Source organism: Flavobacterium franklandianum, assembly GCF_007097365.1.
GTDB lineage: Bacteria > Bacteroidota > Bacteroidia > Flavobacteriales > Flavobacteriaceae > Flavobacterium > Flavobacterium franklandianum.
Genome location: NZ_VJZR01000007.1, coordinates 54,787 through 72,765, shown reverse-complemented (window position 1 = coordinate 72,765; position 17,979 = coordinate 54,787). Strand labels below are relative to the sequence as shown.

At 32.5% G+C, this 17,979-nt stretch carries 9 protein-coding genes; 7 read left to right on the top strand and 2 right to left on the bottom strand.

What is annotated here, in order from left to right:
* The first annotated feature begins 338 nt into the window (after positions 1-338).
* Positions 339-1,079 carry a tyrosine-protein phosphatase gene (locus tag FNW17_RS09555; RefSeq protein WP_143391756.1) on the top strand — a complete coding sequence of 247 codons (741 nt, stop codon included), beginning with the start codon at positions 339-341 and terminating at the stop codon, positions 1,077-1,079.
* A gap of 218 nt (positions 1,080-1,297) precedes the next feature.
* Here FNW17_RS09555 and FNW17_RS09550 read toward each other — a convergent pair whose 3' ends face one another.
* The gene (locus tag FNW17_RS09550) at positions 1,298-3,244 is read right to left on the bottom strand and encodes a polysaccharide biosynthesis protein (protein ID WP_143391757.1); all 1,947 of its coding nucleotides are present in this window, start codon (positions 3,242-3,244) and stop codon (positions 1,298-1,300) included.
* Positions 3,245-4,108: 864 nt separating this feature from the next.
* Positions 4,109-4,828 carry a hypothetical protein gene (locus tag FNW17_RS09545; RefSeq protein ID WP_143391758.1) on the bottom strand — a complete coding sequence of 240 codons (720 nt, stop codon included), beginning with the start codon at positions 4,826-4,828 and terminating at the stop codon, positions 4,109-4,111.
* Between the two features lie 309 nt (positions 4,829-5,137).
* Here FNW17_RS09545 and FNW17_RS09540 point away from each other — a divergent pair, with 309 nt between their 5' ends.
* The 6 genes from FNW17_RS09540 (at position 5,138) to FNW17_RS09515 (ending at position 17,979) form a co-directional block, all read left to right on the top strand.
* Complete coding sequence (locus FNW17_RS09540; RefSeq protein WP_185965290.1) at positions 5,138-8,050, top strand: TonB-dependent receptor; 2,913 nt, start codon at positions 5,138-5,140, stop codon at positions 8,048-8,050.
* 9 nt (positions 8,051-8,059) lie between these two features.
* The gene (locus FNW17_RS09535; protein ID WP_144071515.1) at positions 8,060-9,199 is read left to right on the top strand and encodes a family 1 glycosylhydrolase; all 1,140 of its coding nucleotides are present in this window, start codon (positions 8,060-8,062) and stop codon (positions 9,197-9,199) included.
* Positions 9,200-9,608: 409 nt separating this feature from the next.
* A complete protein-coding gene (locus FNW17_RS09530; RefSeq protein WP_144071514.1) occupies positions 9,609-13,493 on the top strand; it encodes a T9SS type A sorting domain-containing protein in 3,885 nt (1,294 codons plus the stop codon).
* 277 nt (positions 13,494-13,770) lie between these two features.
* Positions 13,771-14,985: a DegT/DnrJ/EryC1/StrS family aminotransferase gene (locus tag FNW17_RS09525; protein WP_144071549.1), complete on the top strand. Its 1,215-nt coding sequence runs from the start codon at positions 13,771-13,773 to the stop codon at positions 14,983-14,985.
* A gap of 248 nt (positions 14,986-15,233) precedes the next feature.
* The gene (locus FNW17_RS09520) at positions 15,234-16,478 is read left to right on the top strand and encodes a hypothetical protein (RefSeq protein ID WP_143391762.1); all 1,245 of its coding nucleotides are present in this window, start codon (positions 15,234-15,236) and stop codon (positions 16,476-16,478) included.
* A 19-nt stretch (positions 16,479-16,497) separates the two neighbouring features.
* Positions 16,498-17,979: an MOP flippase family protein gene (locus tag FNW17_RS09515; RefSeq protein ID WP_143391763.1), complete on the top strand. Its 1,482-nt coding sequence runs from the start codon at positions 16,498-16,500 to the stop codon at positions 17,977-17,979.

Sequence of the window (17,979 nt, the reverse complement as noted above, 5' to 3'; positions counted from 1 at the left end):
GTGAATCTGTGGCTTACTTTTTAAAAGCGAATGCTATGAAGTAAAGGACAAAAAATGGATCTATGAAAATTAAGATACAATACAACCCACTTCACCATTTAGGGGGTCAACTTATTTTGAAATTGCCATAGATATTGATATTGCCTTTTTTTTCTGAATTAACCGATTAACCAGTTATACCATTTTGAAATTGCCATTGCCATTGCCATTGATGTTGCTGTTTTTTTGTTTCTATTAAACTTTAAACATTTAAACTCTAACCAAAAAACAAATTTAAACTCAAAAACAATAAACCACAAACAACAAACCATAATCAACATTTTTCGTAACTTTACAAAATGCTATCATTTTTCAAATCAAAACCGCTTCTTAAAGATCTAATTCCTGATAATTATATCGATATTCATTCCCATCTTTTACCCGGAATTGACGATGGTGCCCAAACGTTTGAGGATAGCTTGCACCTCATAAATGCGCTTCAAGGACTTGGAACTACACAAATCATTACCACTCCTCATATCTTCCAAAACTTTTGGGAAAACAACAGCCAAAATATTAAAGCAAATGAAGAAGTGACTCGTAAGGAATTGAATAAAAACAACATTCACATTCCTTTTCGCGCTGCTGCAGAATATATGATGGACGATTCTTTTGTAAAGCTATTTCAATCAGTGGAATTGTTAACACTCAAAGACAATTATGTTTTAGTCGAAATGTCCTATATCAATGCACCGATTCAGTTGTATTCTATTCTGTTTGATTTGCAAGTAGCGGGCTATATTCCCGTTTTGGCTCACCCGGAACGGTATGTATTTTATCACAATAATTTTGAAGAATATAAAAAACTAATCAATGCAGGCTGTCTTTTGCAATTGAACCTACTGTCTGTAGTAGGATATTATGGCGAAGGAATTGCTAAAATTGCAGAAAAATTACTCCAAAAAGGAATGTATAGCTTCGTAGGCTCTGATGTGCATCACAACAATCATATGGCAGCATTCCAACAAAAAATTAGGATAAAAGAGACAATACCTCTAAAAGAGGTGATTGCCAACAATCAGTTTTTTAGAATAGATTAAAAAAAAATCCAAATCCCAATTTAAATAGAAAGAATCAATTATTGTCGTATTTAAACAGTTACACATTTAATCTTACCATATAAGGCATATAAGTTCACATAAGCGATTCAATCAAAAACTTAAATGTTCCTATATGCCTTATATGGTAAAAAAAAAGACACTATTTTGTTCTCATTACTTACATTGGAATTTGGATTTTTTGTATTGATTTTAAATTATTATTTATCCAATACCTGAAAAGTAGAATTCATACTGATAAATTCAGGCACTATCTTTTTCATTTTAGCAACAATATCATCATTGTCAAAGAAGGCTGCAATACCTATAAGTTCTTCAATACTGACGTGCAAGTCTGAAAATTCATCTTGAATTTCCTGAGCAATCATGATTTTATCGTGATAGGTAGGTAACGTTTTAGAGGTATCGTTGAGTAACTCTTCGTATAATTTTTCGCCAGGTCGCAACCCTACAATTTTAATTTTGACATCTCGATCTGGAACATAACCCGCCAACTTAATCATCTTTTTGGCCAAATCGATAATCTTAACTGGTTTTCCCATATCAAAAATATAAATCTCACCTCCATTACCCATAGAACCCGCTTCTAAAACCAATTGGCAAGCCTCAGGTATGGTCATAAAATACCGAATAATATCGGGATGCGTAATGGTAATAGGACCGCCTTCGGCAATTTGTTTCGAAAATAAAGGTACCACTGAACCATTAGACCCTAAAACATTTCCAAATCGTGTCGTTATAAATTTAGTGGAATATAACTTTTTATTTTCTTGGCATTTTAAGTGAAGCGATTGTACATATTTTTCGGCAATTCTTTTACTGGCACCCATAACATTACTAGGGTTAACCGCCTTATCAGTAGAAATCATCACAAATTTCTCTACACCATACTCACAAGATAAATCAGCAAGATTCTTAGTTCCATTCACATTGGTAAGAATAGCCTGGGAGGGATTACATTCCATCAAAGGCACGTGTTTATAGGCCGCAGCATGGTAAACCATATCAGGTTTATACAATTTAAAAACCCTTTCTATAGCGGTTCTATCCCGAACGTCAGCAATTATCGAATGAATAATAACATTTTCTTTTAAGGCCTCAACCTCAAGACCTATATGATGCAATGGCGTTTCTGCCTGATCCATTATAATTACTTTTCTGGGCTGAAAACTCAATACCTGCCTTACAATTTCACTTCCTATTGACCCTGCGGCTCCCGTTATCAAAATAGTTTTACCTTTCAACTGTTTTGAAATCGATATCGTATCCAATACAATAGGATCTCTTTCGAGTAAATCCTCAATTTCAATGTTTTTAACTTTTTGGGAAATCTCTTTTTGATTTTCCCAGTCTAAAATGGTAGGTATTGAAAATACTTTAAAATTGAATTCTATACATTGATCTATGATGGCAATTTGTTCTTCTTTAGACAAACTTTTGTCAGCGATTACTAGGCCTTCGGCACCAACAGATCGCAATAAAGAAGGGAGTTTTTTTCGGAGAATTAAAATGGGTAAATCCAACATTCGCTTCGAAGCGTTTTGATTGTTTTTATCAACAAATCCTATAATTTTAAAACGCGATGGGGTTTCAAATTTTAAAGCATTGGCAATGGAGATAGCATTCGCATCAGTACCATAAATAATAGTTTTGATTAATTTAGCATTGTTCTTTTCAACAAAATAAAGCTCAAAAGTTTGCTTAACAACGACGCGATACAAAAACAACCCACAAAAAGAAAGTACTATATTGATAAAAAAAGCAGTGTTCAAAAATGCTTTTTGGCGAAAGTACAATTCAAACAAAAAATTAAAAAAAAGGAAGAAAACCAATACAGCAGTTTGAGAAAATAAAAGCTTAACAGCATCTATATAAGAGGAATGCCTGATTATTCCGGCATAAGTTCTAAACAACCAAAAGAAAAATATATTGACCCCAAACAAAAAACATACAAATACAAAAGAATGAGAAGTTACTATATAATCAAGTCCTGTTCCTTCAAAAATTAAAAAGGTAAAAAAGAAAGATAGAAGTAATACTGAAAAATCAATTAATACAATAATCCATCTTGGTAAATAACTCAAATTATGAATGTTGAACCTGATATTATCTTTTGAAAAGTAACTCTTAGTACTATCTATTCCCATCTTAAATAAAGTATTTTTTATTTTTTCGTTGGCATCAATCGCATTTTAACAATCTACTATTTTTATAAGCTGCTTCGAAAAAAAATTGGTCAATCAAACAACCAACTAATTAAACGAATTTCAGCCTAACTCAATTCACATATTAATGTTAAACAAAACAAAAATACAAATTAATCCAATAGGTTTTTAAATTATTAGACAAAAGGATTAAAAGGCAGATGAACTACGCACTCCAAAATGGAGCAGAATAACCCCCCTAGAATAATTTAATTTATATTTTTTTTTAAACCCTGAAGCACCATTCCAATGCGCTAGAATTTGGTAAATAATTTTCCATCAATAGCCCCATTTAGCCTCTTAATAGACTGATAATCGAACGAAATGATTCTACGCGAGACTTTTATAACTTGAATATTTGCAAAAAACACAATTAGATATGATTATAAATGGGATTTCTTTAAATTTCCTAATACAATCATCAGCAAAAAGTGGAAATGATTCAGCAAAGTATTAACAATCTTTCACAAAAAAGTTTCAACTTTTATTAAAAAAGTCAAACTTGGTATTTTGTTAACTTTTCTGCTTATCTGGCTAGTATTATTTCTTTTTTGACTTTTTCCTTTTATCCTCTTTTTTCTTTTTATATAAATACTTTTGGTTTGAATACCTAAAAACAAACAACAAATACTGTCAATAAAGAAGACGGAACTGAGTCCATTCAAACTGTTTTGATGTAGTTTTTAAAAGTATAGTTTCTGTAAAATCTCAGTTGATTTATTTTTATAAAATTGGAAATTAGTAATTTCAGGAAACATTCATTAAATTTTCTTATTCAGCACTTTTTATACTGGCGTTCAACTACAGTTATTTATCTAAAGCGAATGATAATCCAAAAGTAGCGGAATACATATGCCCTTCCGTATTATTACTTACTTCGGAATGTTTACCGTTCCAAGTTAAATTTTGTCCATAATTACTATAAGAACTTACATCAAAAAAAATGGATGTTTTTTTTGAAATTCTTACTGTCGGTGTGATGCCTATAACAACTCCAGCATAATTATCTCCATTACTGACTTTATTATTGTAATCTGCTGCAATAGGTTTCAGTATAGCAAGATGTAATCCCCCACGAAATAATAAATTAAATCTTGATACATAATTTACAGATTTGATAAAACTATTAAGATTGAATACAGCTTGAATAGAAGTTCTATATTGAGCTACTTCAAATGGTTTGCTCTTAGTCTCTTTACTATTAATAAACCGATCAAAAGCAACATCCATTTTTACACCAACAATTTCAGAAAAATTATACTTGACTCCAACCATATAATTGTTAAATATAAAACCATTAAATAATTGATTGTTGATACTCTTATAATATCCATCTGAGTAGGGTCTGGTACCATTACTTATTCCTGTCCCAATATCAATGGACCATTTATGAGGAGTCACTTTAGCGATTGCAGAATCTTTGACAATAGCAGTAGAATCTTTAGTTATTTTAGAGTCTAAATTCTCTTGTGAAAATACAATATTACATACAAATATAAATAGAATAAAAAGCGTGTTGGTTTTCATATAAATAAAATCAGTTGAGACTATTTCGCAAATATATTTAATTAATTTCTTAATAATTCAGTGACAAAGTATATATAACGATTTCTAAACATTCAATTATATTTTAACAGTTTATTTAAAGGATTAAAAGGTTGTTTTATCAAAAAAAAACCGCTTTAATTCATTTATAATATTATATATCAATTAGTTATAAAACAATTAACGATACGATGGGCACTTAGAGTTATTAATCATAAATTGTTAATTTTAAGTTAACCTTCGTTGTTGGTTTTTGCATTTATTTTGCGATTATAATATAAAATTATGAACATGAAGTTTATTTACACATTTGCTCTTTTAATGATTTCACACCTTTTTTTTGGTCAGAATAGCTCCATAAGTGGATCTGTCGTAGATGAATCTAATGGTGGGGCTTTACCGGGAGTAAATGTTATTATTAAAGATAAAAAATTGAGCACGACGACAGATTCAGACGGAAAATTTGTTTTTAGGAATGTAGCATCTGGAAGTTATGATGTAGAGTTTTCATACATAGGGTACGTACCCAAAATTATCTCTGAAGTGATTACGAAAACTAATGAAATCACCTATTTAAATACTACTATTGCAGAAAGTAAAAATGAGCTTAACGAAGTAGTCATTACAAGAACTAAAGCAAAAGCTGAATCAATTAAATCCTTGTTGGTCGCGCAAAAAAATAGCATAACCGTTTCCGATGGTATCTCAGCCGAATCAATAAAAAGAACACCGGATAGAACAACCTCTGATGTTTTAAAAAGAGTAAGCGGCGTTAGTATTCAAGACAATAAATTTGTCATTATTAGGGGATTGAATGATAGATACAACACAGCCTTAATCAATGGCGCTCCTTTACCAAGTTCCGAACCGGACAGAAAAGCCTTTTCTTTTGACATTTTCCCTGCAAATATGCTGGATAATTTAGTGATTACTAAAACGGCCTCTCCAGATTTACCTGGTGAATTTGTTGGAGGTGTCATTCAAATCAATACAAAATCGGTTCCCGATAAGAATTTTCAATCTATTACTATTGGTTCTGGTTACAATTCTATTACCACTTTCAAAAGTAAAAAAGAGTATGAGGGCAGTAGTACTGACTGGTTGGGTTTCGATAATGGAGCCAGAAATTTACCATCTACAATTCCTAGTACTAAGGATTTTGAAGCATTGAACGGTAAGCCAGAAGCAGCGGCTATAGCAAAATCATTTGAGTCCGATTGGGCTATTAATGAAACTAAATTTAAACCAAATACTGGTTTTCAATATTCTATAGGCCACCATTTTGATTTTGGAGAAAAAGTGTTTGGAGTACTCTTCTCTGTATCACACAGTATAACCAATAATTTAAATGAAATAGCTCGAAATAAATGGGATGATTCAAATCAAAGTTTGCCTTCTGTATTGCTAGAAACGAAAAATGACATCAATTATAGTCAGCAAGTGCTAACGGGATCATTGGCAAATTTCACCATGAAGTTTGATGAAAATAATAGTATTTTTTTAAAAAATATTTTGAGTATCAATTCAAATGACCTAGTAGTGGAGAGAACTGGAAAAAACGATGTAAACGATGCACGGGTAATCAACTCGAATGTGAGATGGTTCACTAGCAATATGATTTATTCTGGACAATTAAATGGAGAACATTATTTTACGAAACCTAAAATTAAAGTGTTTTGGTCCGGTTTTTACAGTAATATTCAAAGGACAATCCCAAATTTGAGAAGAAACGTTTATATCATTGCGGATCCTAATAGCACTGACCCAAAGGAGTCTTCTCCACGTGCTATTATTGGTGCTCCTGGCAATAGTTCTGATTATGGTGGTGGTATGTTTTTTTCGGAAAATAAAGAATCAATTTCTGGAGGCAAATTTGATGTGTCTAAAAAATTTGACATTGGAAAAGTACTCAACAATGAAATAAAGTTAGGTGGTTATATTCAAAATCGAGAAAGGGATTTCTTTGCAAGACAATTTTTTTACAGTCAGTATCAAAGTATCGGCGGAATATATGATCGAGATTTGGAGTATCTAACCGATGAATTCATTTTTAAAAATGAAAATATGGGAATGCTTTCTTCAGGTAAAAATGGTTTTACTTTGTATGAATATACGAAAAAAGAAGATAGTTATGTTGCAGGTTCGAAATTGAATGCTGCCTATGTGATGCTAGACAACCGTTACAAGAAATTTAGATTAATTTGGGGAGTTCGCGTAGAAGATTTTGTGCAAACTCTAAATGCTGATACCCAAACAGAAGGTGTAGTTGATCTTAATGTCAAAAAAACTGATTATTTGCCTTCAGCTAATTTAATATTTTCAATAAATAGCAAGCAAAACCTCCGTTTTAGTTATTCAAAAACTTTGAATAGACCGGAATATAGAGAATTAGCTCCCTTTGGATTTTATGATTTTACAACACAGTTTTTCACCCAAGGAAATCCAGATTTAAAAAGAGCTTCTGTGCAAAATTATGATTTTCGATATGAGTTTTATCCTTCAAAAGGGCAGCTCTTTACTATATCCTATTTTATTAAAAAATTTAAAGATCCAATCGAAATCATCCAACAAGCCATAAACAACACGATTAGCTACGCCAATGCGAATAGTGCTGTAAATAATGGCATTGAACTGGAATTTAGGGTATTACTAAGTTCGATATTCACATCCGAAAACACTACTGTATTTGATGATTTTACTCTGTTTTCGAATCTAGCAATAATTAAATCGAAAGCGGATGTTAAAGGAATCAACGGTGCAAATCCAGAAATTAGCAGAACTATGCAAGGCCAATCTCCTTATGTATTTAATGCCGGTTTGCAATATATGAACAAAGAAAACGGTTTGATTATTTCAGCCAATATCAATAGGGCTGGAAACAGAATAGCATATGCGTCTAGTGAAAATGATCCTGCAATATGGGAAAAAGGTAGAACTTTCCTAGACATACAAGTTGCTAAATCTTTCAATAAAAACAAACTAGAATTAAAGTTCAATATCCAAAATATATTAGCTCAAGATTTGATTTTTTATCAAAATAATTATAAGAATACTGCTGAATACGGTTCGTTAGAAACTTTAGCTAACAATATTTTCACAGGAGACTTCCATTACGAGGATGGCTACAATTCAACAGATGATGACCTTTTTTGGAATCAGAAATTTGGAAGATCTTTTTCTTTATCAGCTACTTATAATTTTTAATTGTTTTAGATGATTTTAGAAAATTTAAAAACGAATGTAATACTATTGAATAAGAACGACTTTGGGAACGATTTGTTTTTAGGGAGCTCGTCATATTACAAAGAAAACAGTATAAATAATAAAGAAAAGAGCCTTTTGTTAAAAAAGGTCAATTATTTTAATACAAATGATAGTTCTTTTTACAAGTCGGAATTAATAAAATACAAACAAGATATTGAGTTAATTAAACAAGCAGGGGTTCTCCATTTTAGATTCTCTTTGTCTTGGTCTAGAATAATTCCAGATGGGATTGGTGAAATCAATATTGAAGCTATTCATTTTTATAATGATATACTTGATATTTGTATAGAAAATAGGATTGAACCTATGGTCTCTCTTTTTGACTCATGTCTTCCAACAGCATTAAAAAATAACGGGGGTTGGTCTAATCGAGAAAGCCTAAATTGGTTTGAAGATTATGTAGCGATTTGTGTGAATGCTTTTAAAGGGAAAGTAACCTATTGGATAGTTTTTAATGAACCTTCTGTTTTCACTGGTGCCAGTAGTCTTTTTGAAATTTATCCCTCTGGTAAAAATAAAATAAAAATTTTTCTATCCGTTTTACACCATGTTTTACTTTGCCAATCCATTGGTTTTAAAAAAATTAAGAAAATAGTAAAGACTGCGCATGTTGGCTCTTTTTTTTCCTATAATTACTGTATTCCTATGACGTTTTCTGAAAAAGATTTAAAAGCAGCCGAGCGAATAGATACTTTATTAAATCGAATATTTATTGAACCTCTTTTAGGTTTAGGGTATCCAATAAAATCATTGCCTTTTTTAAAAAATAGTACGAAAAATTATATCGCTGGTGATAATGATTTAATTAAAGTTGATTTTGATTTTATCGGTTTGCAAAATTGTACCCAAGAAATAGTATGCCATAATTCATTCGTTCCGTATTTCAATGCTAAAATCCTAAATTATGACAAACTCAGAGTCAAAAAAAATCATTTAAGTCTGGAAAATTATCACGAGTTAATATCTCATATTATAAAAAAATACAGTGAATACGATGGGATTAAAAAAATCATAGTAGACGAAAATAATCTCACTTCCATTCCCAACCAACCCAATTTGAATGACTCATTTGCGATTAAAAGCAATTAAAATGTTCAGACTTTTTAAAGCAAGTAGAGATTTATTTCAAGAAGAAGAAAAGGCAATGGATATTTTCTGAATCGCAAATTAAATCAAAAAGTTGGTGTCATTTACTGAAACTTTTTGACAACTAGACTTCCGGTAGATGTAGATAATTATTTTAGATTAAAAAAATGCAATCCAACTAACTAATTGTTCCAAAGAAGGCTGCAGTTTAATCTTTTCTAAAGTATCTTTTTTTGTCTTTTTTAAACATTCTCAACATTATAAAAAGCGCTTAAAAAATGTAGTTTACCATTTGTTAAATTTGGTAACAATCAATTTACCCAAACGTTTTATTTATTTAATTTTTAGTTGGCATTCAGTTTCATTGTTACACATAAATTTGTCCTGTTTAACAAAAAAAACAATCTAGACAATGAAAAAAAATTATTTAATTGTAATGCTTGCATTGGTTTGCAACTTTGCGATGGCACAAATTCAACAGACCTCATACAGAGGTGCTTTTGCTCCAGCTCCTACAGCAATGTGGACAAATGGTTGGGCAAATTTCGATCCTATTAATACTGTTTACAGCAGTATCGCACCGACCCTAGTAACAGGAGATATTACATCTAATGTTACGTGGACAAAAGATAAGGTTTATGAATTGACAGGTCTTATTACAGTAAGAAACAATGCGACCTTAACAATCCAAGCGGGTACTGTTATTAGAAGCAACGCTACTGCATCTGCTTTGGTCATCACAAGAGGTGCTAAATTAATTGCTAACGGGACTGCTGCAGAGCCTATCGTTTTCACTTCTAAAAACGCTGCTGGTTCTAGACAAAGAGGAGACTGGGGAGGAATTGTTATGCTAGGAAAAGCAAGATACAACCTTAACAATGGAGTAAATTACATTGAAGGTTTATCTCAGAATGTGAACACTGAATTTGGTGGAGGAACATCTCCTATTAACAATGACAATTCAGGATCATTACAATATGTAAGAATTGAGTTCGCTGGTTTCGTTTTTGCTCCTAACAACGAACTTAATGGTTTGACTATGGGTGCTGTAGGTAGTGGAACTACAATTGATTACGTGCAAGTATCCTATTCTAATGATGACTCCTTCGAATGGTTTGGAGGTTCAGTAAACTGTAAGCACCTAATTGCTTTCAATGGTTTAGATGATGATTTCGATACAGACAACGGATACAAAGGGATTGTTCAATTTGGATTGTCTATTAAAGATCCACTTGCTGCCGATATTTCAACTTCAGAATGTTTCGAGTCTGACAACAATGCATCAGGTTCAGACACTACTAGCGCTCAGCCTTACGGTGATTTTACTTCTGCTATTTTTACCAACTTTACTTGTATTGGAGCAAATGCACGTCCAAATGGCGCAGGTTTTGTATCTCCAAATTCTTTACATGACAAAGGGTTGCGTTTAAGAAGAGCTTCACAATTGAAAATCTTCAACTCTATCTTCTTAGATTTCAAAAAAGGTTTAGTAATCGAAAGTCTTTCTTCAAATGCTGCAGCTGTTGCTGATGTTTTGAAATTTAAAAACAATTTAATTGTTTCTCCAGCAGTATTTTCAACTGTAAATACTACTAGCTCTTCTACACCTACAACTGCTAATGTAACTGCTTGGTTTGCTGCTAGTGGTAATACTACTTTTGCTACAAACACAAGTTTGTTAACTCGTCCTTACGATTTAACTAGTGCTACAAACTATAAAACTATTACGGACAATGCTGACACAGTTAATATTGATTATAGACCATCAAGTGCTGATGCTACAACTGGTGCTTCTTTTACTGATGCTTCTTTGTCTGGACTACTTACAGTAGGTGCTGCTCCTGGAGTTATTAGTCCTTTAAATTACTGTAAAGGGATTGTTGCTCCTGCGTTAGCAGCAAATTTAACTGGAACTGGTGTTTCTCTAAGATGGTACACAAGTGAAACGATAGCTACTTTCAGCACTACTGCCCCAGTTCCTGCTACAACAGTTGTTGGTTCTAAAACATACTATGTTGCCGAAGTTGATGGTTCAGGTACAGTAAGCAATAGAGCACCAATTGTGGTTACTATTGCTGCAGCTCCTCTTGTGGCTTTGGGTACAATCACTAGCACAGTTGGTGGTGTAGCGGCTACTGCAGCTGTAGGTCCTTATGTAGGAACTACAACTCCATTAACATATACTGTTCCAGCATCATCTGAAGGAGGTGTAGCTTCTTACTTATGGTCAGTGCCATTAGGAGTAAACATTATTTCTGGTCAAGGAACAAATACTATAGTTGTTAATTATAACAATGTAGTTGCTGGTTTGCTTAAAATCGGGAATATTGCTGTTCAAGCTAGAAATACTGCTTTATGTGGTGGCGCTATAAAAACCTTAGCAATAACTGCCGTTTTACCTGCAGCTCCATCTGCTTTGAAAATGACAGATGCTTTATTGCCAATACCAGTTTCTGGAACACCAACTGCCGTAACTAGTTTTGCTCAGTATATGGGTACTAATACTCCATTAGTATTAACAGCTACTCCTGTTGCAGCTGCTTCATCTTATGTATGGGAATTGCCTACTGGGGTTAACTTGGTACTTACTGGTGCTCCTACTGTAACAACATTATATTATAATGTTTTCCCTTTTACAGTTGGATCAGCTTCTGCTCCAACAACTGCAGGTAATGTTTACTATAAAATTGATAAAACCTCTTATTCTGATGGAACTTCAATTTCTACTGGTAGAATTATAAGAATTGCTAGAGCTGCTACTGGTTCACTTCCTGCAATTACTGCATTCAATAACGAATTAACAAATCTTAATAACGAAGGCGTTGCAATAAATCCTGCTTACCCTATCGTTGCTACTACTCCATCAAATGTTATTACTGTGAATTTTGCGGGTGTAACTAGTGCAAATACTTTCAATTATTCTACAACTGCTGCAACTCCTGTATCAACTAATGTATTGAGAATTGGTGTAAAAGCTAGAAATGGTGTAGGTGCTTCAGTAACTGCTAACGCAACTGCTGTTAACCCTGCAACTACATCTACTGCTAAATTGTTGACATTAAAAGCGATTTTACCTAAAGCTCCAGCAACATTAAAATTAACAAACGCTGCTGCAGTAGACCCTTTATTAGGAGTAACTATCATCAGTAAATTTGTTGGTACTACTACTCCATTCACATTAACTGCTGCTACATCTGCAACTGCATCTTCTTACCAATGGGAATTACCAGCTGGTGTTACTCAATTATCTGGTGGTACGTCTAATGTAATCACAGTTGACTTCGCTGGTGTTGCTTCCGGAACAACATCTTTGTACCTTGGTGTAAAAGGTGTAAATGGTATCGGTGTTTCTGCAACTAGTAACGTATTACTAACTCCTGCAACATCTTCAACAGCTAAATTGTTAAAATTAACGACTTCAGTTCCTGCAGTTGTTGCTACTGTAGCTGGTCAAATAGCTGGTGTTTGTGGAGAGTCATCTTACAACTACACGATTACTCCTTCTCTTTTAGCTACTTCTTATGTTGTTACTGCTCCTGCTGGATCAGTTGTAACTTCTGCAAGTAACTTAACTAATACTTCTGAAGTATTAGCTACAACTGACTTGACTTTTACAGTTACTTACCCTGCAGGTTTTGTAGCGTCTGCTTCTGCTGCTAAATCAATTGCAATTGCTGCTGTAAACGGAGTTGGAACTAGCGCTACTAACAAAGTAGTAGCTCTTTCAACCGCTATGCCTGCTATTGGTATTGCTACTGGCGGAACTACTTTCCAAAGAACAACTCCTCAAGTAATTGGTGTTCCTGCTGTTCTTGGAGCAACTAACTATACTTGGGTAGCTATTGATGGTGCAGTAATCACTGACGGTCAAGGAACTAACTTAGTTACAGTTGATTTCTCTGCAGTTTCTTCATCGAAAACTACAAACAAATTGACAGTTGTTGCTACAAATGCTTGTGGTGCTTCTAGTGCTATTAAATCTATAACTTTAGCAAGTAGTACTCCTGGTGCAAGAATGCGTCAAGTTGCTCTTGCTGTAAATGTAACTGAGGTTTATCCTAATCCAGTATCTAGTGATTTCAATATCGATGTTACTGCTTCTAAAGCAGGTGTTCTTGAAATCTCAATCTATTCTTTAGATGGAACAATGGTAGTAAGTCCTAAATCAGTACAATTACAAGAAGGTACTAACACAATCAACGAAAATATTTCTTCTTTAAAAAGTGGAATTTACATCGTTCAATTAGTAAACTCCTCGAACAACGAAGTAATTACTAAAAAATTGATCAAAGAATAACTTTCAAGTTATCACTTAAGCTTTAATTAGGCCGCCAATTTGGCGGCCTTTTTATTTTATTTTAGATGTAGCATTGGTTATGTTTTAATGTCAGCTATTACTAGGATTTCAGTTATTTTAAGGAGTGTTATCAAATGATTAACTTTAAATTTTCTGCAATTTTTTTTAGCAGTAATTATATATTTTTACATCTCAATTTATTTTGCAATCTATTTAACTATTTTTTAATCTTTACAAGTTGAACCACCAAAAAAAAATATATTTATCATCTCCACATATGGGAGGAAATGAACAAAAGTTTATTAAAGAAGCTTTTGATACCAATTGGGTTGCACCCATGGGGACCAATGTTGATTTATTTGAAATGGATTTAAAAACATATTTGAGTAATAACGTACACGTGACTGCATTATCTTCAGGTACGGCAGCAATTCACTTAGGGTTGATTCTTTTGGGTATAAAAGCAGGAGATGAAGTGATTTGTCAGTCTTTGACATTTACCGCTACAGCCAATCCAATTTTATATTTAAAAGCCATTCCTGTTTTTATCGATAGTGAAATTGAAACCTGGAACCTTTGCCCAATAGCGCTTGAAGAAGCAATTATTGATAGAATTAAATTGGGTAATAAACCAAAGGCAATAATTACAGTTCACTTGTATGGCAATCCATATAAAATAGAAGAAATAAGAGCAGTTGCAGACAAATATCAAATTCCAATTCTTGAAGATGCTGCAGAAGCCTTAGGAAGTTCCTATAAAGGTCAAAAATGTGGTGTTTTTGGTGATTTATGCGTTTTGTCGTTTAACGGGAATAAAATCATTACCACCTCTGGCGGTGGTGCTCTAGTAAGTCATTCGCAAAACATTAAATCCAGAGCCATTTTCTTGGCTACACAATCTAAAGACAAAGCCATTCATTATGAACATTCGGAAGTCGGCTACAATTATCGATTGAGTAATATTAGTGCGTCGATTGGTCGGGGTCAGATGGAAAAATTAGATGAGTTTGTAAATTTGAGAAGGAAAATGCAAAACTTTTATAAACAACTGTTTGAGAATGTGAAAGGTGTTTCTGTATTTGAGGTGCCAAATGAAGATTACTTTTCTAACCATTGGTTGTCGGTAATAACAATTAATCCATCCGAAACTAATGGAATAGATTGTGATGATTTGCGCTTGGCATTGGAATCTGAAAACATAGAGTCAAGATTCTTATGGAAACCGTTGCACATGCAACCCTTACACAAAGATTTTCCTTATTATGGTGGTAATATCGCTGAGAGTTTATTTGCAAAAGGGCTGTGCCTACCTTCAGGATCAAACACTACCGAAGAAGAAAAAGCAAGAATCCAAAATGTTATTAAGTGCCTATTTAAAAATAAAATCAAAAAGAAAATCAAAGTTAAGTCTCTTTTCCCCAAAAGACAAAGACTCTTTGAAGACAATATGCTCGTTAATTTTTTCACAAAAAACAGGTTGGAAACCTCCTAAATTATTTTATTGATATACAATACAATTGCTAAAGTTGAAGTGGAACTCTTTTTTTTATTGATAAATTGTTTTGGCTGAAGTTTGCTGCCAAAAATGGGATTTACACAAGCCAAGCTATTGTTTCTATCAATAAAAATGATTTTTTTATAAAAAAATCATTTTTAATTACAGTCTTTTACCATTAACCACTGGTGATAGTTAGTGTAAACTGCGAATAGCACAAAAAATATATAGTTTTGATTCCCATTATGAATAAAAAAATACTGGTATTAGGTCTTGGACAAAATAATTTTCTGTCTTTTTTATATGCTTCATTAAAAAGTTTTGATACTCAATTCAGTATTACTGCACCTTTTTATGTTGAAATAAATAAAGAATCTATCAATGAAACTTGGATGTATGACAATGCAACTATTAGCAAAAGAATTTCAGCTTTGTCAATGTTTCGGGCATTTTTCTGTTGCTTTTTCTCAAGACACTTCTATACTACCTGCTTTTTTATTCTTTTTGTAGAAGGTAAAATTCCAAAAGTATTTCATTTTGTCATCAAACAAATTCAAGCGCAAGCCTTTTTTATTCAAAATAAAAATTTTGAAGACTTTAATACTTTTCATTTTCATTTTATGCAATACAGTTATTTAAGAGAACTTTTCTTGGTGCCAAAAAATAAAAAAATAGTATGCTCTTTTTGGGGTTCCGATTTATTAAGAACCAACGATATTCTGAATTTTTATTTTGTAAAAAAAGCCCTTAACAAAGCTACTACTATCACTTGCCAATCGCTAGAATTAAGAGAAATAATCTTATCTAAATTTGGACGGGATCTATTTGATAAAATTCAAATTGCTATGTTTCCAATCGAGGAAAAAATCTATACTCAAATGGATTTGAATTACGAAAATAAAAAAAAAATAGCTGTATTTAAAGAAAAATTTAGGTATGCCCCAGATAAAATAAATATACTTATAGGACACAGCGGAAGCACTTATAACAATCATTTAAATATAATTACTGCTTTAAAAGAGTGCCGCAATAAAGATAAATTTCATTTAATTATCAACTTAAACTACGCTATAAGTAAATCTACTAAAAAGAAATACACAAAAGAACTAAATAAAGTATTGCCAACAATAGGTTGTTCGTATGTTATATTAGAAAAGTTTTTTACAAATGAAGAATTGGCTGTTTCTAGATTAGCCTCCGATATTTTTATTCACACCCCAGTTTCTGATGCTTTGAGCAGCACTTTGCTTGAATTATTATACGCCTCAAATGTCGTCATTACAGGTTCTTGGTTGCCTTATAAAACCTTCAAAAAAGCAAAATTAAACTACCACGAGATAGACAGTTTTGCTGAACTAAGCACAAAAACTGACTTAGTTATAGAGAATTTTAAATCTGAAAAAGAACTATCCAGAAGAAATAAATTGGCAATTCAAGACTATTTTTTTAATGATACTACTATAAAAAAATGGTCACAAATATTGAATTAATAAACCCAAATAAATCACATTGAAAATAGAAATGACTTTTAAAAACAAAGTAAAAAACGGTTTGAAATGGGCTTTTATGGACCAGATTTTATCGCAAGTTCTCTTGTTGTTCTTTGGAGTTTTTCTTGCTAGAATTTTGCCTCCCTCTGCTTTTGGGTTAGTAGCAATGGTGACTATGTTTACTAATTTTGCTGCTTTGTTTATTGATTTAGGTTTTGGAGTGGCACTAGTTCAAAAAATAGATGCAGACGAAGAACACTTTTCTTCCGTGTTTTGGCTAAATTTAATAATTGGACTGTTTTTATATGTTTTCTTTTTTTTTACAGCACCATTTATCAGCTATTTTTTTAACCAACCTGATATCAACATTTTAATTCGTGTAATTTCCCTCTCTTTTATTATTAGCTCGTTAACTTCGGTTCAATCTAATTTGCTAATTCGTGAATTAAAGTTCAAACAAAAAGTAATTTTCAATTGGATTGCAATAATTTTGGGATACACTCTAGCTTTTTATTTAGCCTATAATGGGTTTGGAGTTTGGTCTATTGTTTGGATGACTTTAGTCACCTCAGCCACTAATTCAATATTGTACTGGTTTGCATCAAATTGGCATCCTTCATTTGTTTTCAATAAAGTTAAAATAAAAGAACTCTCTAGTTTTGGTTTGAATGTGCTCGGGGACACATCGGTAAACTATTGGTCCCGAAATTTTGATAATTTTATTATTGCTCGCCTTCTAGGAAGTACCGAATTAGGCTTATATTCAAGGGCTTATTCCTTAATGTTATTACCATTGCGCAATATTTCCTCGGTAATTACCAAAGTGATGTTTCCTGCCTTTTCAAAAAAACAGAATGATGTAGCAACTATAAAGCGATACTATCTTCGAATTATAAAGTATATTGCTTTACTTACCTTCCCAGCTATGATTGGCCTTTCCTTAGTTTCAAAAGAATTTATTCTGCTGCTTTTTGGAACAAATTGGGCAGGAATGATTCCAGTACTTACTCTATTAAGCTTGGTGGGAGCGGTTCAGTCTATTTTTTCATTAAACGGAATGATCTATAATTCGTTAGGGAAAGCGAATATCGCTTTTAAAGTTTCATTGCTAGTCAATTTTGTACTAATAATAGCTTTTAGTATTGGAGTCAACTATGGGATTCTTGGAATAGCTTGGAGTTATTTAATTGCAAGTATGCTTTTGTTTTTTCCTATTTACAATACTGCAATTAAACAATTAAATACTAAATTATCAGAAGTGTTTTATACACTCAAAGGAGTCCTTTTTGCGTCTCTTGGAATGGCTCTGGCAATTGTATTGGTTAGCTATAGTATCGATACAACGCTGTTAGTAGCCATTAGCATTAAGATAGTTTTTGGCGGTCTTTTTTATACTATAATAATCTATTATTTCGAAAAAGAGTTGGTAATTACTATCAAGAATAAATTTATGGGATTTACAAAGAGGAATACTATTTTACTTTCAACTAACGTATTGTAA